24 protein-coding genes are annotated in these 23,162 nt (G+C 54.2%); 10 read left to right on the plus strand and 14 right to left on the minus strand.

The genetic code is table 11. The features are described from left to right. The first annotated feature begins 2 nt into the window (after positions 1-2). Positions 3-431: a DinB family protein gene (locus ACZ51B_RS18900; RefSeq protein WP_464294897.1), complete on the plus strand. Its 429-nt coding sequence runs from the start codon at positions 3-5 to the stop codon at positions 429-431. Here the strand turns inward: ACZ51B_RS18900 and ACZ51B_RS18905 are convergent. The 4 genes from ACZ51B_RS18905 to ACZ51B_RS18920 are packed head-to-tail and all read right to left on the minus strand — an operon-like array spanning position 428 to position 6,707. Further along, entirely contained in the window at positions 428-3,517 is a 3,090-nt protein-coding gene (locus tag ACZ51B_RS18905; protein ID WP_464294898.1) for an efflux RND transporter permease subunit, read from the minus strand. The genes ACZ51B_RS18900 and ACZ51B_RS18905 overlap by 4 nt on opposite strands. Then, positions 3,517-5,043: an efflux RND transporter periplasmic adaptor subunit gene (locus tag ACZ51B_RS18910; RefSeq protein ID WP_464294899.1), complete on the minus strand. Its 1,527-nt coding sequence runs from the start codon at positions 5,041-5,043 to the stop codon at positions 3,517-3,519. The genes ACZ51B_RS18905 and ACZ51B_RS18910 overlap by 1 nt, the downstream gene beginning before the upstream one ends. Then, positions 5,040-6,236: a TolC family protein gene (locus tag ACZ51B_RS18915; protein WP_464294900.1), complete on the minus strand. Its 1,197-nt coding sequence runs from the start codon at positions 6,234-6,236 to the stop codon at positions 5,040-5,042. Before ACZ51B_RS18915 ends, ACZ51B_RS18910 begins: the two co-directional genes overlap by 4 nt. Positions 6,237-6,287: 51 nt before the next feature. Beyond that, positions 6,288-6,707 (minus strand): hypothetical protein, encoded by a 420-nt coding sequence (locus ACZ51B_RS18920; RefSeq protein WP_464294901.1) that lies wholly within the window; start codon positions 6,705-6,707, stop codon positions 6,288-6,290. 93 nt (positions 6,708-6,800) lie between these two features. Here ACZ51B_RS18920 and ACZ51B_RS18925 point away from each other — a divergent pair, with 93 nt between their 5' ends. Next, the gene (locus ACZ51B_RS18925; protein ID WP_464294902.1) at positions 6,801-7,193 is read left to right on the plus strand and encodes an MmcQ/YjbR family DNA-binding protein; all 393 of its coding nucleotides are present in this window, start codon (positions 6,801-6,803) and stop codon (positions 7,191-7,193) included. On the opposite strand, the gene ACZ51B_RS18930 is transcribed toward ACZ51B_RS18925, so the two are convergent. Then, positions 7,159-7,545, minus strand: a complete 387-nt coding sequence (locus ACZ51B_RS18930) for an iron chaperone (RefSeq protein WP_464294903.1) — start codon at positions 7,543-7,545, stop codon at positions 7,159-7,161. The genes ACZ51B_RS18925 and ACZ51B_RS18930 overlap by 35 nt on opposite strands. Positions 7,546-7,848: 303 nt before the next feature. Between ACZ51B_RS18930 and ACZ51B_RS18935 the strand changes: the two genes are divergently transcribed. Both ACZ51B_RS18935 and ACZ51B_RS18940 read left to right on the plus strand, forming a co-directional pair. Then, positions 7,849-8,397, plus strand: coding sequence for an RNA polymerase sigma factor (locus ACZ51B_RS18935; RefSeq protein WP_464294904.1), 549 nt, complete (start codon positions 7,849-7,851; stop codon positions 8,395-8,397). After that, on the plus strand, positions 8,372-9,574 hold the full coding sequence (locus tag ACZ51B_RS18940) for a hypothetical protein (protein WP_464294905.1): 1,203 nt from the start codon (positions 8,372-8,374) through the stop codon (positions 9,572-9,574). Before ACZ51B_RS18935 ends, ACZ51B_RS18940 begins: the two co-directional genes overlap by 26 nt. Before the next feature lie 33 nt (positions 9,575-9,607). On the opposite strand, the gene can is transcribed toward ACZ51B_RS18940, so the two are convergent. After that, positions 9,608-10,252: a carbonate dehydratase gene (gene can / locus ACZ51B_RS18945; protein ID WP_464294906.1), complete on the minus strand. Its 645-nt coding sequence runs from the start codon at positions 10,250-10,252 to the stop codon at positions 9,608-9,610. Positions 10,253-10,391: 139 nt separating this feature from the next. Here can and ACZ51B_RS18950 point away from each other — a divergent pair, with 139 nt between their 5' ends. Then, complete coding sequence (locus ACZ51B_RS18950) at positions 10,392-11,252, plus strand: site-2 protease family protein (RefSeq protein WP_464294907.1); 861 nt, start codon at positions 10,392-10,394, stop codon at positions 11,250-11,252. Here ACZ51B_RS18950 and ACZ51B_RS18955 read toward each other — a convergent pair. From ACZ51B_RS18955 to ACZ51B_RS18965, 3 genes are read right to left on the minus strand one after another with little or no spacing between them, the layout of a single operon-like run. Beyond that, complete coding sequence (locus tag ACZ51B_RS18955) at positions 11,235-11,849, minus strand: hypothetical protein (protein WP_464294908.1); 615 nt, start codon at positions 11,847-11,849, stop codon at positions 11,235-11,237. The genes ACZ51B_RS18950 and ACZ51B_RS18955 overlap by 18 nt on opposite strands. A gap of 50 nt (positions 11,850-11,899) precedes the next feature. Next, complete coding sequence (locus tag ACZ51B_RS18960) at positions 11,900-12,376, minus strand: nuclear transport factor 2 family protein (protein ID WP_464294909.1); 477 nt, start codon at positions 12,374-12,376, stop codon at positions 11,900-11,902. A 45-nt stretch (positions 12,377-12,421) separates the two neighbouring features. Next, positions 12,422-13,186, minus strand: coding sequence for a helix-turn-helix domain-containing protein (locus ACZ51B_RS18965; protein WP_464294910.1), 765 nt, complete (start codon positions 13,184-13,186; stop codon positions 12,422-12,424). Between the two features lie 82 nt (positions 13,187-13,268). Between ACZ51B_RS18965 and ACZ51B_RS18970 the strand changes: the two genes are divergently transcribed. After that, positions 13,269-14,009 (plus strand): PEP-CTERM sorting domain-containing protein, encoded by a 741-nt coding sequence (locus ACZ51B_RS18970; protein WP_464294911.1) that lies wholly within the window; start codon positions 13,269-13,271, stop codon positions 14,007-14,009. A 50-nt stretch (positions 14,010-14,059) separates the two neighbouring features. On the opposite strand, the gene ACZ51B_RS18975 is transcribed toward ACZ51B_RS18970, so the two are convergent. The 5 genes from ACZ51B_RS18975 to ACZ51B_RS18995 all read right to left on the minus strand — a co-directional run bounded on the left by ACZ51B_RS18975 (position 14,060) and on the right by ACZ51B_RS18995 (position 18,629). Beyond that, positions 14,060-15,703 (minus strand): FAD-dependent oxidoreductase, encoded by a 1,644-nt coding sequence (locus ACZ51B_RS18975; protein WP_464294912.1) that lies wholly within the window; start codon positions 15,701-15,703, stop codon positions 14,060-14,062. Continuing rightward, positions 15,700-16,251, minus strand: a complete 552-nt coding sequence (locus ACZ51B_RS18980; RefSeq protein ID WP_464294913.1) for a DsbA family protein — start codon at positions 16,249-16,251, stop codon at positions 15,700-15,702. Before ACZ51B_RS18980 ends, ACZ51B_RS18975 begins: the two co-directional genes overlap by 4 nt. Further along, on the minus strand, positions 16,248-16,727 hold the full coding sequence (locus ACZ51B_RS18985; protein ID WP_464294914.1) for a redoxin domain-containing protein: 480 nt from the start codon (positions 16,725-16,727) through the stop codon (positions 16,248-16,250). The genes ACZ51B_RS18980 and ACZ51B_RS18985 overlap by 4 nt, the downstream gene beginning before the upstream one ends. Before the next feature lie 87 nt (positions 16,728-16,814). After that, positions 16,815-17,873 (minus strand): redoxin family protein, encoded by a 1,059-nt coding sequence (locus tag ACZ51B_RS18990; RefSeq protein WP_464294915.1) that lies wholly within the window; start codon positions 17,871-17,873, stop codon positions 16,815-16,817. Positions 17,874-17,918: 45 nt separating this feature from the next. Beyond that, positions 17,919-18,629 (minus strand): helix-turn-helix transcriptional regulator, encoded by a 711-nt coding sequence (locus tag ACZ51B_RS18995; protein WP_464294916.1) that lies wholly within the window; start codon positions 18,627-18,629, stop codon positions 17,919-17,921. Between the two features lie 103 nt (positions 18,630-18,732). Here ACZ51B_RS18995 and ACZ51B_RS19000 point away from each other — a divergent pair, with 103 nt between their 5' ends. The 4 genes from ACZ51B_RS19000 (at position 18,733) to ACZ51B_RS19015 (ending at position 22,904) form a co-directional block, all read left to right on the plus strand. Beyond that, on the plus strand, positions 18,733-19,542 hold the full coding sequence (locus ACZ51B_RS19000; protein WP_464294917.1) for a prepilin-type N-terminal cleavage/methylation domain-containing protein: 810 nt from the start codon (positions 18,733-18,735) through the stop codon (positions 19,540-19,542). A 92-nt stretch (positions 19,543-19,634) separates the two neighbouring features. Further along, positions 19,635-20,912, plus strand: coding sequence for an AAA family ATPase (locus tag ACZ51B_RS19005; RefSeq protein WP_464294918.1), 1,278 nt, complete (start codon positions 19,635-19,637; stop codon positions 20,910-20,912). Positions 20,913-20,949: 37 nt separating this feature from the next. Then, on the plus strand, positions 20,950-21,954 hold the full coding sequence (locus tag ACZ51B_RS19010) for an alpha/beta hydrolase (RefSeq protein ID WP_464294919.1): 1,005 nt from the start codon (positions 20,950-20,952) through the stop codon (positions 21,952-21,954). A gap of 50 nt (positions 21,955-22,004) precedes the next feature. Continuing rightward, entirely contained in the window at positions 22,005-22,904 is a 900-nt protein-coding gene (locus ACZ51B_RS19015; RefSeq protein WP_464294920.1) for a peptidase MA family metallohydrolase, read from the plus strand. Positions 22,905-23,162: the final 258 nt, after the last annotated feature.

Below are 23,162 nucleotides of genomic sequence, written 5' to 3' on the forward strand. Positions count from 1 at the left end.
CCATGAGTCCAGCGACCTGGAACAAGACCCTAGAACAGTTTGAGGACACTCAACGCCGCCTCCAACAAATGAAGTCGGCGGAGCCCACGCCGTCCGCTAAGCTCTGTCGAGAGTCGGCGCATCGAACTTTGGGACACCTCACGGTGTGCCAGACAGCGTGGCTTCACCTGATGCGCCACCTACAAAACGGCGATCTAACGGGCACGGTGCCAGTCAACCCAGATCCGCTCTACCGGCAACTCGGTTTCAGCCGTTCATCCTGGGACTCTATCCTTAGCAAGTTCATAGCAGACCGAGCCGAATGGCGGTCCATCCTCTCGGAGCTCGATCTGAGTCGTGAACTCAAAACGAGCCGAAGAAGCTGGACCGCGCAAACCTTGACGAAACGCATGGTTGACCATGAGCGGCGTCACCTCGATGACCTGAGTTAGGGCATAGCTTTCTCCCGCTCTAGCCAAGCGTACAACACGGGCAGAACGAGCAAGGTCAGCACCGTCGCCGACACGATCCCCCCGATAACCACCGTTGCCAGCGGGCGCTGAACCTCCGCGCCAATCCCCGTGTTCAACGCCATCGGGATGAAGCCAAGTGCCGCTACCAAGGCGGTCATCAACACCGGGCGCAACCGCTGCGCTGCACCCTCCCGAACAGCATCCAAGACTCCCCGCTTCTCTTCAGATTGAAGCCGGTTGATGGCAGAAACCATCACCACTCCGTTCAATACCGCCACGCCGGAAAGCGCGATGAATCCAACGCCAGCAGTGATGCTAAAAGGCATTCCACGCGCATAAAGCCCGATGATGCCCCCAGTGATCGCCAAAGGAACCCCCGTGAAGATCAGCACGGCCTGCCGAAGCGAACCGAAGGTGGAGAACAGCAGCACGAAGATGAGCGAGAGCGCCAAGGGCACCACCACCATCAACCGGTGAGACGCCTTCTGAAGGTTCTCAAACTGCCCACCCCAAGTAATGTAGTCGCCCTCTTTCAGCTGTACCTTCTCTTTGATCGCCTTCTGAGCCGCCAAAACGAAGCTTCCAAGATCCGTCCCACGCACGTTCAGCTGGACCACCACCCGCCTCTTGCCCATCTCGCGCGAGATCTGCGCAGGTGCAGGTTCGTTGCCAATGTGCGCGAGGGAAGAGAGGGGAACGCTCCCACCCTGAGGGGTTTCAATGAGGATCGCCTTGATCGCGTCCACATCGTTTCGAACGGCATCGGGCAGCTTCACCGTGAGCGCAAACCGTTTGTCTCCCTCCAATATCTGGCCAACAGGTTCGCCACCGAGCGCGACTTTGACCAGTTCCTGGATATCGTTGACACTCACCCCAACACGGCTGATCGCCTCGCGATCAATGTCAATCTGGAGCACCGGCACCTCGTCCACCTGTTCCACCTCCACGTCCTGCGCCCCAGGAATGGAGCGGACAATGGCGGCAATCTCGTCCGCTTTAGACTTCAATTCCTTGAGGTCATCCCCAAAGACCTTAATGCCAATATCCGCCTTCACTCCCGAAACCAACTCCGCAAACCGCATCTGAATCGGCTGGGAGAAGTTGTAGCCCTGTCCAGGCACCTGGTTGACCTTCTCCGTCAGCTCTTGAATCAGCTTCTCTTTTGTTAGTCCAGGTCGCCACTCGGAGCGCGGCTTCAGCATCACAAAGGAGTCAGTCAGGCTAAGAGGCATCGGGTCGGTGGCAACCTCAGGCGTCCCGCTTCGCGAGAAAACGGTGGAGACCTCAGGGACCTCAATCACCTTCTTCTCGTACGCCGTCACCAGCTTCACGGTCTCCTCCGCACCTACCGTCCTAGCCCGAACTGGCTGGATCACCAAAGAGCCTTCGTCCAATTGAGGAATGAACTCTGAACCCAGCTTGGTAAACAGAACCCCGGCAAGCCCCAGCAAACAAACCGCCCCGCCCAACACAACTGCACGGCTCCGGAGCGCAAAGCTCAGGACAACTGCATAAATCCGCCCAAGCCACTCCATCAACACATTCCGCCCCTCTCGGGTATCTCCTGAGAGGAACGTGCTCGCCAACGCTGGGACAAGCGTCATGGTCAAAAGCAGCGCCCCGATGAGAGCGAACACCACCGTAAACGCCATCGGCTTGAACATTTTGCCTTCCGTGCCTTCCAGGGCAAGGATGGGAAGATAGACCACAGTGATGATGCTCACCGCAAACACCGTCGGCTTCGCCACCTCCCGGCATGAAGCATAAACGCTCTCTCGCACTTCTTCACGCGAGAGCGTAGATCCCTTGTGCTCGCGAGCCTCTGCCAACCGACGAACGGCGTTCTCGATCATCACCACTGCGCCATCCACAATCAGCCCAAAGTCGATCGCTCCCAGGCTCATCAAGTTGCCCGAAATGCCAAACCGGTTCATCCCAATGATCGCAAACAGCATCGAGAGCGGGATTGCCAGCGCCACAATGATCGCCCCCCGCCAGTTCCCCAGCAGCAGTAGCAAAACGGCGATGACCAAAATGCCGCCCTCAATGAGGCTCTTTTCGACTGTCTTGACCGACTCACCCACGAGATGAGAGCGGTTATAGACAGTCGTAAGGCTCACATCTTTCGGTAACTGCGTTTTGATGTCGGAGATCTTCGCGTCCACTGCATCGGCAACTGCCCGCCCGTTCGCTCCCTTGAGCATCATGACGGTAGCAGTCAGCGCCTCCTTCCCATCCTTCGTGCTGATTCCGGTCAGCACAGGGATGCCCAGCTGCACTTTCGCCACATCGCGAATTAGAACAGGGACGCCGTCTTCCGTTTTGACCACAATGCGTTCGATGTCTTGAATCGAAGTGGCAAGCCCAACACTCCGAATGAGAACACGCTCGCCATTGCGCTCCAAAACGCCACCGCCCGCGTTCTTGTTGTTCTTCTGGAGCGCGGTAACTACCTCGTCCACGGAGATCCCACGTCCATTCAGCGCGCGAGGATCGACCACAACCTGATACTGCTTAATGGACCCGTCGGCCGAGTTCACCTCCGCTACACCCGCAACCGTCTTAAGCTGCGGCGCGATAGTCCAGTCCTGAAGAGAACGCAGTTCCATAGGCGATCGCATCTTGCTCTCCAGCGCATACATATAGATGTCACCCAGCCCAGTGGAGACCGGCCCCATCTGCGGAGCCTCGATCCCCGCCGGCAGCGACTCTTTAACCCCTGCTAACCGCTCGTTCACCAAGTTACGCGCAAAGTAGGTGTCTACGTCGTCGCGAAAAGTGACGGTGACCTGGGAGAGCCCATACTGACTGAGACTCCGTACCTGTTCCACCCCCGGAATCCCACCCATCGCCGTCTCGACGGGAAAGGTGACGAGCTTCTCCACCTCTTCCGGACTCATCCCACCCGTTTCCGTGTTGATCGCCACCTGGTTCGTGGTGATGTCGGGCACGGCGTCCAACGTCAGTTGCTGCCAAGAGATCGCTCCAAAAACGACCACCAGCAGCGTCGCTATCACCACCATAAACCTCTGGGTGAGACTGAAATGAAGCACTCGCTCCAGCATCAGTGGTCGTGCCCCTTCAGTTCGTCTTTCTTCTGCTCGCTGGAAAGCACAAAGGTTCCTTTTGCGGCGACCACCGCGCCACTCTCGATTCCCGATGTGACTTCAACCAACTCCCCGCGCATGGCTCCTAGCGAAACCCTCTGCTTCTCAAACCCCTCGCCGTGCTTCACGAACACGAACGACTTACCATCCTCCTCAACAACGGCAGATTTCGGCACAACCAGCGCACGAGTCTTCTTGCCGGCGTCGAGGTGAACCGTGGCGAACATGTCCGGCTTGAGCAATCCGGCAGCACCTGGAATCAGACACTGAGCGGGTACCGACCGAGTTTTCGGGTTCACCTTGCTCCCAACTACCTGAACAATCCCTTCAAAGGACCGCCCTGATAGCGCGGCGACCGTCACGCGAACCTTCGCGCCTTTCATAACTTTCGAAGACTCACGCTCAGGGACATTCGCCGACACCCAAACCGACTGGAGATTCTCAATTTCGAACAGCGCCTGAGTCCGGTCCACCGCCTGTCCTTTCGTCACATCGAGGCGGCTGAGTGTGCCAGAGATCGGTGCTACCAACACCACGCGCCCAAGGGATCCTCCGCCTTCGCCACTATTCGAGCGATAAATGGTTTGAGCATTTGCGATGGACCGTCCCGCGCTGGCAAGTGCCGACTCTGCCGACCGCTCTCGTATGCGTGCCCGCTCCAGTTCCAGACGGCTCGATCGAACCTCCGCCTCAGCTGTCTGAAGCTCCTTCGCATTCAAAAGACCTCGCGAAGCGATGTTCTTCTCACGGTCATAAGTGGCCTTGAAGTTCTCGATCTTGACCTTCACTCGGTCCAGTCGAATCTGATCCTGCTGAAGTTCCAGCCGGGAAGCCTCAAGCTCCGACTTAGACACGATGCCATCTCGATACAGATTCTCAAGTCGCCGAAGCTGCTCGGCATGGCTCGCCTGTTCCTTCTGAACACTCAGCAGCTCACTCTGCGCATCATTCAATTCACTCTGCGCCTGCTGTAAAGGTGCCTGGCTAAACGCCCCCGCTTTGGCAAGGTCCTTCTGCCGAGTCAGATTGACCTCGGCCGAATGAAGCTTTGCCTGGGCTAGCGCCACCTCAGAACGAGACTGCCTCAAGTCGGAACTCGCCACCTCACGCAGTCGCTTCGCTTCGGCAATCGTCGCCCAAGACTGTGCCAAATCCGGGGATTCCAGCACAGCCAGCGGTTGTCCTTGGCGCACGGTATCACCCAGTTGAACACTCATCGAAACAATCCGACCCGCAACTGGCGGCGTCACAACCGCCCGACCATGGCTCGTACTCGTCACGGTCCCCGGAACCTGAAGCTCCTCCACAACCTCCTGAAACTCGACAGTCGTCGTCTCAATTCCGGCAATCTTCCGGGCTTCATCAGAGAGTTTGATCTCTTCAGAATGCGCAGCCTCCTCTTTCTTCGCCTCCACAGTTACCGCCTGCTTGCCACATCCCACGGCCCCAAGAACCAGCCCAACCAGCATCCAATGCAGCCTCATTTCAACACCTCCGAGAGGAATCCCGCGGCTTTGTACTGGCCGATAATGGCAAGCGATAGCTGCTGTCGAGCCTCCACCATCTCTTGCTCCACTTCACGGAGCGCACGGCTTGCTTCCAAGATGTCGATCTGACTTCCAAACCCTTCGGTGTAGCCTCGTTGAGACTTCTCCACAAGGTCTCTAGCAGAAACCAAGATCGCCTCGTAGCTCTTGATCCTCTCCTGCCGCGCCGCAACTTCAATCTGAGCAGCCTCTATTTCGGTCTGCACTCGGTCATTGGTGTCCTGCAACTGCTTGCGTGCAGCTTCAGCCTTCTTTCGTGCAGAACCCCCTTCATTGCGTGCCCGACCATGGTCGAACAACTCCCAAGTAACCTGCGCACGCCCCACAAAGTAGCCTGGGTTGTTGCTCCAGGGGGACCGAACCAACTGCAAGCTAACTTGGGGCCGGTTGGATAGGGAAGCAACTCGCTCCTCCGCTTCCGCCAGCTGAACTTCGGCAGCAATCCGCAGCTGCTCAGCCCGTGCCTCCTTTGCTGAGCTTTCAGGAACTGAGAGAGAAAGTTCTGACGGAGCCACTAACTCGTTCCGCGGATTCCCAAGCACTCCGTTCAAACGCTTCTGGGCAGCAAGCGCCATATTGGTCCGGAGGTGGGCAAGCTGTCGAGCACGCTCAAACTCGATGTTCGCGCGTGTCAGTTGAATCTCCGCCACTTTGCCTTCGTCAAACCTTCGCTTGGTGGTCTTAAGAAGGCTCTCCGCTATCGTCAGGAGCTCTTGCGCAACCTCTTTCTGATGGTTGGCAGAGCTTGCTTCCACTAAGGCGGTCAGCACATCGGCCTGAAGTTCAGTCGCGGCAGCCACGTACTCCGCAAGCGCAAGCTTGACACCCGCCTCCCCAATATTTCGTCCAGCCGACCTTCGTCCGAAGACGTCAATGGGCTGAGTCAGTACGAGGTCCTGATCGTTCGCTCCGACCTCGCTCCGCGAAGACGCGCCCACTCCAATGCTGGTGGCTGGATAGGCACACAATGCGCGCGCGGCCTTCTGCGCTTGTTCGACTTTGAGCCGAGCGACCTGCAAGGTCTTACGATTGCCAGCTGCCAACTCCAAGGCTCGCTGAGCGGTCAGGGGTTCTTCAGCGCTGCCGACGGCCGCAGCCATCAACACGCAAAACGTGAATAAGTTCTTCAATTATCTGCTCCACAATTCGGTCAAGGCTGGAGCAGGAATGAAGCTTCAAACCTACGTCCAGCGGACGTTAGAAAGGTTTGGAGTAGTTGGAGGCGCACGGGAAGACTTCGTCCCCGGCGGGCCATTGGCAGGTGCAGAGACTAAGAACCAAGTCTGAATCTTCTCGCTAACAGGGCAAGGCGGGACGACGAGCGTCACTGTCTGAAGACAAGCGAAGATCTCTTGATGCGGGGTAGGTGCAAAAGAACTCTTTTGAGCCTTCGAATCTGACTTACAAGCTTTGAACTCGCAGCAATCGTGGCAATCGCCATGCTTGGAAGTGACCGTATACGAATCAGAACGGACTTCCTGGCGGTCCAGCTCAGGGCAGACCGTGCATGCCTGACCATTGGGCAACGAGTAGCCCACGCTGCAAAGCTGAGCCTGGCCGAAGATCAAAAACGATATGAGGACAAGATGTAACCACCTCACTGTGCTGAGAATACCATTCAACCCTCTAAACCTTCGGGACGTTCCAATTACTTCTCAACCCAAAAACAGGGAACAGGATTTAGAATAGACATCATGGCCACCGAAGTGGACGTCCAGAACATTGCCTCAAAGCTGCCGGGAGCAACCCAAGGGGAAGGAGCGCTCAACTTTTCTGTAATGAACAAAGGAAAGGCAAGAGGCTTCGCCTGGGTCTGGATGGAGCGCAAAGAACCCAAGAAGCCTAAAGTCGCAAATCCCTCCGTGATCGCCATCTCGGTCCCAAACCTACAAGTCAAAGACCTCATCACCTCAGAGGGTCCCCCAAAGTTTGTCGAAGACCCTCACTACGATGGCTTCCCAGCTATCTTGGTGAGGCTTAGCGAAATCGACGTCGACGAACTCACAGACCTACTGACAGAGGCATGGCGCTGCAAGGCCCCCAAAGAGCTGCTCAACGCATTTTCTTCTGACGAGCTTTCTCTTTAAAAACGGCAAGATTCTCGTTTGCTTTGGCCCTCACAATGGCACGGAGGAGAGCCTCCGGCAACGGATCGTTCGGATCAAATTGAATCGTTCCCTTGGAGGTCTTGTACGCTCTCAGTTCTTGTTCGAAATCGGCAACCGTATGCCCAGGAAACAGGGAGCAATGATTCTTAAATGAGGCGTATGAAAGCAACGTTCCATGAAGCTTGAAAGTCGGCATTCCATAGCTGATGCACTCCTCTGCATCAGGAATCTCATCCCGAATAATCTCACGTATACGCTCTAGACAGGAGCGAGCAATATCAGATTCCACCTCGCTCAAATAATCATCAACACTATCGAATTTAACTCGCATAGAATTACTCACATAGATTCATTGCATTCCAATTCTGCTATCAATATGAAGACGTCCCTTGGTGTAAAGAACGATACCGCTTCACCAATACGACCTTACATGTTTAAGGTCCTACTGATTTCCGGTAATCGGTAATCTATCCTGCTGCTGTAATGACCAACATGGAGGTAAATGGAACGCCCTATCATTCTACAGGTGATCTCTTGACCCCATACCAAGTAATTTATCTGTCGTATTCAACCAAACTCTGCTCACCAGCATCTATCTAGGCGTTCCATTCTCAAGACGAATGCATAGGAAGCAATGAACGACCTAGAAACAGCCAAACGAATCGCGGCAGGCGAGTCCGAGATAGCCGAACGCTTTGTGCGAACGCACTATCCAGCTGTGTTCCGGCTCATGCGACACCTCACCCGAAGTGTCGAGGATGCGGAGGACTTAACACAGCAATCCTTCCTGGTGGCCCGCACCAAGATCGAAACCTACCGAGGTAACTCGGGACTCAAAACCTGGCTCCACCGAATCGCTTTCCATGAGTACCTACAATGGAAGCGGCGACGGAAGCAGACCTCTCAACTCCCCCATAACGAAGCAATCCATGAACCAGGTTATGGCGCGCTTGTGGAAGGTGAATCGCTCCTGGCAGCCCTCGCTAGTCTCTCCGATAAGCACCGAGAGGCATTCATTCTCCACGAAGTGGAAGAGCTCTCCGTCCAACAAGTCGCCCAAGTACTCCGTGTCCCCGTTGGGACAGTCAAGGCTCGTTTGTTCTATGCACGGCGCAATCTACGCCGCTTTCTTGAAGATGGATCGGAGGTAACACACCATGAACCCAATCGAGCAGTCCTCTAGTGATCACTGGATCTCCAACGAAATTTCAAAGCTGCAAAATGAGCAGCCGCAAGAGCGATGTGTCGAGCAAACCGCTAGAGCATTCGCAACACTACAGTCATCTACTGCACCCCGACGATCATCCAATATCCTGACGGCACTTCGTGCCGGAGCCGCCCTCACGGCGGTCGGAGCGCTCACTGCACTCCTGCTCCTGAAGCCCAATGTTGCCAATGCAGCGGCTATCCACCGCATGGCCGAAGCATATCGGAGCCAGTCCACCCGACACACTCGGGACCTCCGGCCAGACGGCAACGGTCACCTCAACGTGGTCAACGAGATCTGGGAGGAAGGTGCCAAGTTCTCCCTGGTCTCTCACCAATCCGACAGAATCACACGATGGTCAGGTTATAACGGCAAACGAATGTTCATCGCAGACTCCGTAGGTTCCGCCTTCATCGACGACACGATTCCGTCGAAACTTCCTCGGGAAACCATCGAAGACTATCTCAAGATCCCCGGCGGCAAACTAACAGGTGTCCAAGCAAGCGTCGCTGAAGATGGCAAACTCGTCGACGTCTATCATCTGGCATTCAATAACGTGAAGTTTGATCTCTATATCGATCCACTGAGCGGCCTACCCGTTCGACGTGACGTGCTCACGCTTGGAGGCGAGCTGACAGAGAGGGAGTATTACGACTACCCAACCGACATTTCAGATTCCACCTTTGATCCGCCCAAAGCGATAAAGCACGACTGGTGCGACTATCCTGCGCTTCGAAAGACGCTTGCGGAGCAGCTGGCATCAGATGGTCAGACGCAACAGCTCGCCGGAATCTCCATCACATTCAAAGCCCTCATCGTAGGAAAATCAGGCGTGATCGCGGTTTGGACCGGGGGCGGAAAGCCAGGATCGAACCCACAAAGTCACATCAACCTGGTGGGTCATAAGGCAATCTTCTCACCCGGCCTGACTGGCACACTTCCTTCAAACGCCAGTGGGGACGAAGTCTGGTTCAACAAACCGCTTCCACGCTCCGGTCCTCTAAAAGTGTCGGTTCCGGTGATAACTGCCACTGGAAAACTGGCCGGACACGTGACCTTCAAAGTAGCTCACCCGATCTACGCAAACGATCAAGGACGGGTGTTGTTCCGACCTACCGGCTCTGGTTCAACAGACACGGTAAAGACTCAGTAATACGAGAAGGGGCCATGATCTCATGGCCTCTTTCTACTCTTCAGAACGCTGATGAGCCGTGCTGTAGATCGGCTCGATCTCGTCAATACTATCAATCGTGACCCCAAGGTCTTTCAGCAGTCCAGTCTCCATGGAGTAGATCCAACCATGGACGGAGAGCGGCTGATTGTTTTGCCATGCATGCTGCGCGATGGTGGTGTGACAAACGTTATAAACCTGCTCAATCACGTTCAGCTCGCACAATCGATCCAACCGTTTCTCATCAGAAAGGTTCGCTAGCTGGGTGTCGTACTTGCTGTACACGTCGCGAATGTGCCGCAACCAGTTGTCAATCAACCCAAGCTGCTGAGGTTCTGAAGCAGCTTTAACGCCACCGCACCCGTAGTGGCCGCAAACAATCACATGCTCCACCTTCAAGCGTTCCACCGCGTATTGCAGAACAGAAAGACAGTTAAAGTCCGTGTGAATCACCAAGTTCGCGACATTTCGGTGAACAAAAAGCTCACCGGAAGGCAAGTCCACAATCTCGTTCGCTGGCACTCGGCTATCGGCACACCCGATCCAAAGGATCTTCGGTGCTTGCTCGGTCGCGCTGTTCTTGAAGAATGTCGGATCTGCCGCGTTGACCCGTGCAGCCCACTCGCGGTTCTTGGAAAAGAGTTTCTGTAGCGTCTTCATAGCTGCATGCCAACATCCGTCAGCGCCGTCGATAAATGTACCAGCGCAGAGCGAGCATAAGCTTCAAACCGCGTTTTCTAACTTCAAACTGATAGATCCAACTACACTGCATAATGTCTTTCTCTGCGAAGTGAACGGTATGAATCGACTCAATGCTCTGTTGGATTACTCAATACGCGCGGGCCATCTTTTCGGCATTCCGATTCGATTGCATATCTCCCTCCTGTTCTTCCTCATAGCAGTGGGTCACATGCCCTCAGGCTGGGATTTCCCTCACGCCCTTGAGTTCGAGGTTCTCATCGTCCTGTCCATCCTCGCGCACGAGCTCGGTCATGCCCTCACCGCAAAGCACTACAAACTCCGAGGTCTGTCCATCATGCTCCACGGGTTCGGAGGGTTCGCCACTTCCAGCGGCTACCGTTCAGCAACTCAAAGCTTGATCATCACGCTTGCAGGACCGGCTGTGACCTTCATGATTGCGGCCCTCGGATTGTTGATCGGCAAGTACGCCTACAATCCCCTAGACCCGCTGAGCGAACCACAACTACAGATTTTCATCTTGCAGGAAATCGGCCGCATCAGCCTCCTTTTAGGATTCGCAAACCTCCTCCCGATGCTTCCTTTTGATGGAGGGAACGCATTGGCGGCTATTCTCCAGTTCAAGATCCCCGAATTCAAAGCGAGAAGGCTCGCCGCTCACATCGGCCTCATCATCGCCCCAATCACGCTGGTGTGTGGCGTCATCTACGACAAGCAGCTCTTCATCATCTTCGCCCTAATGGGTGTGTTTTCCTGCTACACGCATCTCGCCAACACAGGGGGCGTGCGTTTCGGGGAGTTCCTCCGAGACCTCAAACACAGCCGGGAACTTAGGGCAGTGAAACTTCGAGAAGAGGAAAGGAGCGTGATCTACCTGGAAGACGTGAAAGCGCGAATGAAAGAAAGGGAAGAGAAGGAGCGCCTCAAAAAGCTCCTCGGTGTCTCAAGCGACGACGAGTAGCTTGGCAGTTTCCAAAGCCTCAACGAGAAGCTCACGGTTTCGTGGAGATTGCTCTTCCAAAAACTGTAAACGGGGTTCAAACCCTGAACTGAAGTGCATGCTGCGCTCCAGCACGGATTTCACATACTCTTTCTTTCGCTCTTCCGGATTCACGATCGAATCGTCGGGGACCTTAATGGGCGGAATTCCACTCGGCAAAGAACTTGGACCAGGGTCTAAGTTGGACAGTCTAACGTTAGAAACGTTCGTGAACACTTTGTCGGCAACTTCACGCGCGTCTGACCACTCGTATAGGCACATCAGAGTTCGGAACACCTCCAAATAGGCTGTCTCCGTCCTGACCGACCTGGAGTGTACACCCTCCAAGGAACTCCCTGGTCTATTCATTATCTCGTTGCCAAGACCGTGAAGCGAGTTCAAAGACCCTTCAACAAAGTCCTTCAAAGCCCGTTCCACGTGTCCACGCTGAGCCGCATGACTTCGCCTAGTCTCCACCAACTGCTCGTGAGACTCCTCAGACAACTTGACGAGCGTCTCAAGCGCCCCTACAAGCTCGTGAGCTACCTTCAGCCGGTCTGATTGGGTCGAATCTTCCATCCTAGTCTCACCTTCTTGACAACACCAGAATGGAAGTTAGTTCACGGAATCTACTTTCCGTCTTGCTTCATCGATTGCTTACCCCAAGTCATACTCGCCAGCTTCCAGACGCCACCCACCTTCTTCAGTACGTCCGTGCTCATACCCGAGAAGGTCATCACATGTTTCTTCTTATCAGGGCCAAGCATGATGCCCGACATCGTGTGCGCAGTGGTAGCGGTAGCCGTATTACCCTTGATAACGAGCTTCACCGTCTTCGCTTCAGCCTTAGTGATCTTCTCCATTCCGCTCAGGCCCATTCTCATGCCAGCAACCATTTTGTCGAATCCCATCGTCTGGCCGGACTCGATGTACTTAAAGTCTGGAGTCACCATAGCCCCCACGATCTTCTCAAACTTCGCAACATCTTTATGCAGTAGAGCAGAACAGACCTTCTTGTTCATACTTTCGAGGTTTTTCTTAAGATCATCTGCCTGGGCGGTAACCATAAGCCCAGCAAGGAAAAGAGTAGAAACGATGTATCGCATGAGAACATTCTAGTCCTCTTAACAACAAAGGAAAAGCCAATCATTCTATTTCTGTTCTCTTAACTTAGTAGGCGCAAGTCCAGAGATAGCCCGCATTGTCTTGTTGAAATACTGCAAATCACTCATCCCGACTCGATTCGCAACCTCTTTAATCGGAAGGTTAGAATTGAGAAGCAATCTTGAAGCCTCTTGAACGCGTTTCCTCAAGACGTACTCCTGAATCGTCACACCATGTTCCTGCCGAAACATCGTTAGTAGCGTCCGCGCCGAAACGCCGCACGCTTCGGCCAATTCAACCACGGTGAACTTCCGCTGCAGGTTACGACTGATGAAGTCCTCAGCCTCATAAAGCGACTCCCGTTCCCGAAACAAACTCGGACTCTGACCAACAAGCCAGAGAAAATTCCAGATAAACGCCTGGCACGGAGCAGGAGTGTCTACCACCCGGTTTGATGCCTTCCGCAAATTCGGCAAAATCCACTCCATCTTCCGAGAGACATGAGGAATCGCTGCACGAATCCCTGTGACCTCCTCAAAACCAAATCCAAGATAGTCAAACCGGTAGTTGTCACCCACAATCGAATGGCTACAAGGGGCACCCGGAGGCATCACAGCAATATCACCAGGTTCAACAGCATAGGTGTGGCTCGATATCGTCACGGCGTTACAATGGTGGTAGTAAATGAGCATCCAAAGTCTTGAATCTTGAGTCCAGTTTCGGTGGTGCTCGGTGAGGTCCCCAGCACCCGCAAAGATACGGTTTGGAGGCTTGGGAAGGCTCGCAATGGCCCATCGGACGTCGCTTGACATACGAAAAATACTACCACTAGATGCGTCTTACTACCACTAACTGTTTCGAAATCCTCTGTATAACAGTTCTGCGAGGATTTATATGAACATTTTTAGTCAGAAGGGAATCGTTGCTCTTAGTCTCATGGTCGCTGCCGGTGCAGCCCATGCCGGGACCGTCATCTCAACCAACCTGCCAGCAGGTACGTCCATCGTCAATATCGATGCAAGAAATGACGGTGCCGGTAACTATGGCTCTGGTCAGAACCAGTGGTACCAACCATTTGCCGTGAACGGCCACCTCTTGTCGTTAACAGTTGACCCGGGAACATACACGTTCCAAACCGTCAATCCTAAAGATGCATCGCAGTTGTTCCCAACGCTCGACAGCACACAGCTTTCACAGATCTACACAGCGTGGACCTACAACAATCCATGGGTCACGGACTATTTCGTCTTCGATTCTTCAGCGGCCCAAAACTGGTCTGAGCCTGAGCTATTCTCAGGCGCAATCGGTGGACGAATTCCAAACTTTGGGAGCACTCCTGGCTGGAACGGTGGTGGATGGAATTCAGCAGACCAGGCATACAGTGCCCTCGTTAACGGCGGCACTTCGAGCAAGATCTACACGGGTGGTCGCTTTACGGGTACGGAGCAATCAAGTTACACCTTTGCCAATACGACAACTCTGATCTTCGCCATCCCAGATAACGGCCTCTACGATAACGGAGGCGGAGTTTCGGTAGTGGTAAGCAAGTTCAATGCAGTTCCAGAGCCTGCCAGCATGACGGTGCTCGCCACCATGATCGGCGGCCTACTCGTGCGCCGACGAAAGAACAAGTAACTTCCAAGTAGGTGCCAGCTAGCAAGGAAGCTTACTGGCACCTACTCACTCTACAGAGACAAAATGCGGTGTACAAACGTGACCGCCATCGAGCCCTCACCCACACTACTCGCGACTCGCTTCACAGAACCCACACGGCAATCTCCCGCCGCAAAGATTCCAGGACAACTCGTCTCTAAATAGAAAGGAATCCGAGTCTCCTCCCAGTAGGCGCGCATCGAGTCGCCAGTGAGGATAAATCCGTTTCGGTCCAGCGCCACCGTGTTCTTCAGGAACTCCGTATTGGGCGTAGCTCCAATGAAAACAAACAGCCCCGCACAAGGCACCTCCTCGTTCGTCTTCCCACGGAGTAAAGCCGTCTGGAGCCGCTCATCCCCTTTAAGCTCCGCCACTTCCGTCTCCAGGTGGACCTCAATGTTCTTGATCTGCTCCACCCGGTAGCTCAGATAGTCACTCATCGCCTTATTCAGTCGATCGCCACGAACAATCAGCCGAACCTTCTTGCACTTTTGAGAAAGGAAAACCGCGGCCTGTCCAGCCGAATTGCCCGCACCGACTACCACCACCTCCGCGTCTTCGCAGAAGCCAGCTTCCAACCGAGTAGCCGCATAGTAGATCCCTGAATTCGCAAACTGATCAAAGCCAGGAACCGACAGCTTCTGATACTTCGCACCCGTCGCGATAATCACCGCACGCGCCCCAATCGTATCGCCCGTGGTCAAAGTAATCCGGTGCCCCGCAGGGTCGCAATCGATCGAAGCAACGTCCGCAGGGATCGAAAGTTCCGCTCCAAACTTCTGAGCTTGAATCAGCCCCCGAGCAGCGAGATCGCTCCCTGTAAGCCCCTCCGGGAACCCCATGTAGTTCTCAATCCTGCTAGACCAAGATGCCTGCCCACCTGGTGCCGACCGATCCAGCATCAACGTATAAAGCCCTTCGCTCGCACCATAAACCGCCGCTGCCAACCCAGCCGGACCAGCGCCAACAATCACGAGGTCGTACTGGTCCTTATCGGTCTGCCGGCGAATGCCAAGCTTATCAGCCAACTCCTCAATCGTCGGATGCACCAACCGACCCTGCCCCAGGAAAACCAACGGCGTATCAGAAACCGTCAGATCAAACGCCTCCATGATCTCAGCCGTCGTCGGATCTTCAGGCTGCCGCCACCGGTGGACCACCCGGTTCCGGCCCAAAAACTCTCGAATCCGCATCGTCTCCGGGTCAAAGCTGCTGCCCACAATCAGCACGCCGTGCTCAGAAGACTCCAGCAGATACTCGCGTCGCCGAATAAACGCCAGCAAAATCTTGCCACCCAGATCCTGCTCCACACGCACAATCTCGCGAATGTCCTGGGAAGACATCCGACGAACCTTTGTCGTCCCATGTGCATATCCACTCACAGGAGCCGGACGACCGGTCATCAGATCAACATCGCCAGTAAAGCTCCCCGCGTGATGATGAGCCACGGGCACCCCGGTGTTCTGAGCATCGCGAACCACACACCCGCCTTCTAAGATCGCGAAAAAGCAGTAGTCTCTCTCACCAGCCTCCCAAAGCGGCTCATCGTGCTGCAGAACCGCCTCCTCACCGTAAGCCTCAAGGATCTTTAACTCAGCCTCAGAAAGGGTCGGAAAAGCTATCTTGTCCTGAGAAGCCTTCTCGAACTGACCCGACAAAACCGATTCATCATTCATATAAGCTCTCCGGGCGGTGATGCCTTCGCCAACGCCTCTTGAAGCGCCAGCGAGAGATAAGGAAACTCCCAAGAACGATCATGGCGAACACCATCTATAAAGAAGGTGGGCGTCCCGTTCACTCCGCTGTGTACGCCGCTCATGAAGTCATCTTGAATTCGACCCAACATCCCCTCATCGTCCAGCGCCGAAACCAAATCCACCGGGTCCAGCCCTAATGCCGAACCGTAAGCCGAAAGATCGTGGTCCGTCAAGTGCTTCTGCCGCTCAAATAGTGCATCGTGCATCTCCCAAAACTTGCCGTGGTCACTGGCAAACTCAGCTGCCGCAGCGGCATGCAGTGCCCGGGGGTGCATTTCGGAAAGAGGGAAGTTGCGGAACACAAACCGGATCTCGTGCCCAAACCGAGCCAAAATCTGTTGCACAATCGGATGCGCCTGGCCGCAGTAAGGACACTGATAGTCCCCGTACTCCACCAGAGTCACCGCCGCATTTGGGTTGCCCGCAATATGGTCGCTTTCAGAAACCGGACGAGTAAGGTTGCTCATGACTTAACCACCAGTCCTTCTAACGCGAGGAGAATGCCGTCGGCACCTGGGTTAACTCCCATCGGCGACAGATAGCTCCATACAATCACGCCGTCGCCATTGATCACAAAAAGCGCCCGCTCAGAAGTCCCGCTGTCATCGTGAAATACTCCGTATTGACGAGACACAGCTCCCTTGGGCTCGAAGTCCGCCAGCAAAGGGAAGTGAAGATGGCGATCCGCTGCAAAGGCGTTATGGCACCAGACTCCGTCCACCGAAATCCCAATCAACTCCGCCCCTAACTTGCGGAACTCGGGCAGAATCTGATTGTAAAGAGCCATCTGGTCACCACATACAGGAGACCAATCCGCAGGGTAGAAAGCCAAAACCACATTCTGACCCTTGAACTCCGAAAGCGAGACGAGCTGGTCTGGCGTGCTATGCAGACTAAACTCCGGTGCTAAGGCACCAGGCTGAAGGATAGTGGTAGGTGACACCTACCCTTGTTACCACACCAAACGAGCCGGGAACGTTCCGAAACCGTTCCCGATATTTTTCTTATATCAAAGGACAATTCGGCGCCTTTATTTCAGACTGGCCTCAAGTTCGGACTTCTGTTTCAAAAGCGATTTCTTCATCTCTTCAAGACTACCGTCCGTAGACTTCTCGCAGAGACTCAGCATGGAATTCACCGCATCCAGGGCCTCGCGCTTCTTGTGAAGCCGCTTGTAGAACGCTGCCGCATACTGCAACGGCAGTAGCTCTTGCCGCTTGCTTACGCGCAAAGCTTCCTCCAGAAGTAAGGTCCCCATCTCAACGTTGCCACCTTGGCCACTCTGCCGAATCACATAACTCAGCACATCTTGTAACTTCTTACGATCTTTGGATTCCAGATACTTCAACGCAGTCGCCTTGAATATCTTCAGATCCTCTCGTGAGAGCCACATAAACTTCAACGTCTCGGCCGAACTTGCCTCAGTAGGATTCTCTTTCACAAACTGATCTAGTTTCTTACGAGCTTCAGCTTTATCACCTTTTCGATAAAGCTCATCGCATGTCTGAATTGCTTTCTGGATAGCTGCTTGTTTACGGAACTCTTCAATCTGCTTGTCGTACTCTTTGGAGAACTTCTCAGTATCGAACTTCCCAGACTTGATCTCCTCTAACGGTTTCTCCAAGTCCATGGGGTGTCCAATCCAAGCAATGTGGTTGTTCTTCACAACGAATGCACTCGGAATGCCGTTCTGTCCCGAGGGCTTCATCCAAGACTCCGCCATGCCGCCTTGGTTTCCTGAATATCCCACGTGATAATCCATCTGCGCACCCATCTGAGCCACAAACTGCGCGATGTTACTGTCCTTGTCATCCTCCCAGATGGAGACTCCGATGAACGTCACATCCTTGTTCTCATGTGCCAGCTTGGTTAGGTGAGGAATGCTCTCCTTACAAGGCCCACACCAAGTAGCCCAGAACTCGACCACATAGATCTTCTCTGGCGCGAATGCCTTCACCGGCTCGCCCTTGTACCAAGTCTTCACATCAAGAGCCGGAGCCTCGGACCCCGGTTTCACATCCGACGCAACGGCAGAGTTGGCAGAGGCAACCATGCCAAGAAGTGCAAAGATCTGCAGACTTTTTCTCATTGGCAGAGTGACGTAGCGAGCGCCCCGTAAAGTTCCAAACGCCCGCTAAGGCAGTTTTGTATCGATTGGGGACGCCCGATCACCACCAATCCAAATGAGCTGAACCGGCTCCAACGGAGGATGATCCTCCGATGGCTCTATGTACTCAAGACTAGAGCTGTCAAACGCAAGTATATCGCCAGCTTCTATCCTAGAATCGGTGCCCGAGATTCGCGCCACACACGAGCCAGAGATGCAATACAACGTCCCCTGGCGGTAATACGCCTCATTAATGGTATGCGGATACCGCCGATACAACTCGATCTTTGTAAGCCCGGGTCCTCTGGTCAAAATGAAGGTGGGAAAGGAAAAGAAGGCAGGAATGAACCCCTGGCTCCCCAGTCTTTGACGCTCAGCCGGATCTTTGAACCGAGAAGTCTTATCGCTAGGTACCGAAGGCCGGGCATCAATGGGAGCCAACCAAGTGTCACGGTCACTCGTGTGCAAAAGCGTTCGGACCGTATCACTCTGAAACGTCACGCGGCGGTAAACGATGTCTTCCAGTTCATCGCCCAGCACCTCACATAGCTTCCGCATCGACGACAGCCGCACAGGTTTACCGGTCTCGATCTGATATATCGTGCTCACTCCGAGGCCAGAGCGCTTCGCAACCTCTACCTGCGAATAGCCTTGCAGAATCCTCGACCACTTGAAACTCTCGGCCACAAACGCTCGATCTTTCTTGATCTGAAGTTCCAGAGGATCAGATTTCTTCATGAACTCAACGATAATATCTCGGAAATCGTTGGATATTGAGAGTTCTGTGTTAACCCTTCATAAACTATTTGCGATAACCGTCATATCCTAAACCGTATCCAAGATGAATATTTTCCCAGATGCTCCCATACGCATTGATTCCCACCGTCGCAGTGCTTTTACGCTTATTGAACTCTTAGTTGTCATTGCAATCATCGCGATCCTTGCGGCGATCCTCTTTCCCGTTTTCGCACAAGCCAAGGCTGCAGCTAAAAAGACAAGTTGTCTGAGTAACACCAAGCAGATCGGAATTGGCTGGATGCTCTATGCCAACGACGCCGATGACAGCATGGCCCCTACCTGGTCTTACTACCAGGATGATTGGCTCATCACTTGGTACGCAGGATCCAATGCCAATACAAGAACCATCGATTCCACAAAAGGGCTCATCTACCCCTACCTCAAAGGTTTCAAAGTTACCGATTGCCCATCCGCTGCCTCCCAAGTGGACGGCGTTTATGGCAAGAACCGATGGCTCTCCCTCAACGGCAATCTTGGCGATGGAGTGAACAACACAACTGCCAACTACAGTGCCGTTGAGCAGACCTCCGAAACGATCCTCGTGGCAGATGCCAGTGACCGCAAGAAGGTCACATGCGCGTTGGTTCCGGTCTATCTACTCCCCGGATCCTCCAGCGGCTATGTCCACGGCAGACACGGTGGCTACGCAAGCATTGGCTGGCTAGACGGCCACTCAAAGGCCATGAAGGTTCAAGTAACGGATCGTTCCACCGCGAACTACTCTCTCAGTTGCTTCACCAGCAACACGCTAGGCGACATTCTCAAATACCCGAGACAGTACGCGGATGGAAGCAGCCTAAACCTCTCGCCGCTGGACCAATACTACTGGTTACTCACCAAACCAACAAACTAGCCTAAACACAACGTGCTCTTGCCACTGATACGGCAAGAGCATAGCAAGGACTTTCTACTCTGAATGGGCCAACAAGACGGTAAAACCGACTCATGGATCGGAATCGGATTGTAGAAAAAGTCTTATCGTTGCCGACGGATGCAATCCGTCGCGGTCTCAGTTCAGCCGTGCGAGAAGCCATGCCCGGCCACTTTGTGGGCGAAGTAGCCGACCCCTACTCCGACTGTGCGCGTTACGCCGCCAAAGGCAATTGCGAACTGCTGCCTCATCCAGAGTTCGACCAAGATTTCTATCTCTCCGTTGAAGAAGGCGAGCTAGAACTAACTCCGACCGCCTCCTGGTGGATCATCAAATGGAAAGAATCAACCTTCGAGTTTGTGAAAATCTACATCCAAGAGGGCTATCACCGAAAGGCATCCGTACTGTTCATCGGAAAGTCTCAGGAAGAAGTTTGCCGTTTTCTACTCGCCCTTGAAGAGTTCAGCCAGACCCTAGATGGCGCTGTCCTGGTGTTCCAGGGTGGCTGCTGGCGCTACGAACAAAAGCTGTTCGAGAACATCCAAAGCTCCACGTTCGACAATATCGTCCTTCCAGCGGGCATGACCGAACAGATTCGCTCAGACGTCCAGCAGTGGCTCGATTCGCGTGCGCTCTACGAAGAGCATGGAGTGCCCTGGAAGCGCGGCATGATCTTCGTGGGACCCCCTGGTAACGGCAAAACCCACATGATCAAGGCCTTGGCAAATCATTTCAAGCTAAACACGCTATACGTCCGAAGCTTTAGCGCCGAATACACCAACGACTCCGACAACATCGCCAAAGTGTTTGAAACAGCACGCAAGTATGCCCCTTCCATGCTAATCCTCGAAGACTTGGACACCCTCGTGAACCCAGAAAACAGGTCCTTCTTTTTGAACGAACTGGATGGGTTTGCCAAGAACACCGGAATCCTAGCCGTTGCTTCAGCAAACGACCCAGCCAAGCTCGACCCTGCCCTAGTCAACCGCCCCAGCCGCTTCGACCGACGCTACACTTTTTCGCTCCCAGTCCTGACGGAACGAAGCCGTTTCCTCCAGTTCTTCACCTCATCGCTCAATAAAAGCCTTCATCTGAGCGATGACGACGCTAACGCTGTCGGAGCAGAGACAGATGGCTTCAGTTTCGCCTATCTCAAGGAACTGGTCTTAAGCAGCATGATGAGCTGGATGTCGCACGGAAGCACAGAGCCATTTGCCCAGGTCATGATTCGTGAAGCAGCCCCACTCAAAGAACAAATGGAACTAGACCCCGAACCAACTCCCGCATTCACCGAAGAAGAAAGTGTCGCGTTCAAGGCGATGGTGAAGATGCGAAAACAAGGGCTTTACTAAGTACCCGCGATGAGGTAGCGTATGCCAAGAGTCGAAGATGACAACATTACTACTGAGCATCACCCATTGTTTGCTGGTGGCGGGAGCGGCTACAGAAGCTCCCCAGGCACCCACGTTCGACCTCTCCAAGTACGGCGTGTACAGCCCCGGAGTAGGTAACGGAGACTACACGCTCTCCCCGCCATTCTCCGATGCGCCCGAGTTGAAGCAGCGAGACGGAGTCCCCAAGGGCTCCGTCTACCACTTCACGATGGACTCACGAGACAGCAAGATCTACCCGGGCATCGCCAAGTCGGCGCCAGGTCAGGTTGTGCCCTACACACGTCGCGTCACGGTCTACGTCCCCAGTCAATACAAACCCGGAACACAGGCACCTTTCATGATCTCGCAAGACAGCATGGCGCAGGGCGAAATCCCGACCATCCTGGACAACATGATCCATGATCACCGCCTGCCAGCCATGGTCGCCATCATGATCGACTCGGGTGGTGGAGATGCACAAGGAAGCCAGCGCGGTCTGGAGTACGACACGATGTCCGGCCGATACGCAGAGTTCGTCGAGACCGAAGTGCTCCCCCGCATCACCCGCGACTACAAAGTCAACTTCACCAAGAACCCCAATGGCCGAATGACCATGGGCGGTAGCTCTGGCGGTGCGTGCGCACTCTCCATGGCCTGGTACCACCCAGACCTCTATCACCGAGTGCTCTCCTACTCAGGAACGTTCGTCAATCAGCAGTCCCCATTCAACCCAGAGTCCCCACACGGAGCCTGGGAATACCACGATCATTTCATCCGAGAGCAAAAGCGCGAGCCGCTCCGCATCTGGATGGAAGTGGGCGAGAAGGACCTGCGATACCAAGACCCAGAATCGACCTACCACAACTGGCCAATGGCAAACATTCGAACGGCAGCAGCCCTCAAAGAGAAGCGCTACCCCTACCTGTTCGTGTACGCCTATGACGCCTATCACGTCGACGGTCGCGTGGTGCGCCAAACGCTCCCCGCAGCACTCGAATGGGTCTGGAAAGGCTACAAGTAAATCCCCTGCTTCCCCAACATGTTGGGGAAGCTTCAATCCCATAATAGGGAATGGCATCGTCCCAGTCCAGACCCTACACCCCTCTCACTGCTCGGTACGGCAGCATTGGCCAAAATGGGGAATGGCACGAGGCCATAGAAGCCTACTACTGGGACAAACTGCCCGAAGCCTTTGCGGTGGCCGAGAGTCTCGGTGCAGGCTTTGGCGGCGCAGCTCTGCGCTGGTACCGAATGATCGAAGGGGAAGCTCTCACCCGAGAGGCTGCCGAGATCAAGAAGATCAACTCGTGGCTCTCCATTGAGTTCGCCGAATCAGAGTTCGCCCTCCACCAAAACCATATCGAAGCCATCGAAGGTGCCTGCAGAACGGTCGCCAAACGCCTAGGCTGGGACTTTTCGATGCCCGTTCTGACTACCGTCTTGCTGGAAGAAGTCGATGCTCCGTGGCATGGTGCGCGCTACGGCTACTGCATCGACAAGCACCCCTACGACAAAATCTGCATCCCGCACCAAGCAGCCATCCACCCGGACAGCCTCTCTCGTGTCATCGCCCACGAGTTCACGCATGTGATCACTCACAATCTGACCGCCAGCCGAATCCCTCACTGGCTTGACGAAGGCATGGCTCAACTGATGGAAGGAGCCCCGCTCACCACACCAACTGTCTGGATGGACCCCATCGAAATTAACGCAGCCTTCGATGTCGATCGCCGAGACTCCCAAGGCCTAGCCCACGCAGGCGAAGCCTACGTCCAATCGCTCCAACTCGTCCACCATCTTCACCAACTGGGAGGAGACGCCAAGCTCGCGCAGCTTCTCGGAGCATTTACAAACAACTCCCTTTGGAGCGAAATCAAGATCAATCTCCTAGGCGAACCAAGCGTCGAAGAAGCACTCCACAAAGTCTACGGGATAGGACAAAAGCAACTCTTTTCGGATTCTAAAATATGAGGAAGACTATAGTGTCGCACGGTAACCTATTAGAAGTGCAAAGCAAGCATTTTAGGTGATCTCATCAATAATGCAGAAAAATAGCAAAAAGCTGCTTGATGCACACAAACACAACCCGTATTGATGCTGTATTTCAGGCTATTTGGTGTCCAGTGATAGCTTTCAATGGATGGATGATGCGCGTCTTATGTATAGTTTAAGTTCTTCGGCAACCCTACAGTGTCTTGATGCCATAGGGGAGTTTGGGAGATAACGGTA

Source organism: Fimbriimonas sp. LA-C6, assembly GCF_055398105.1.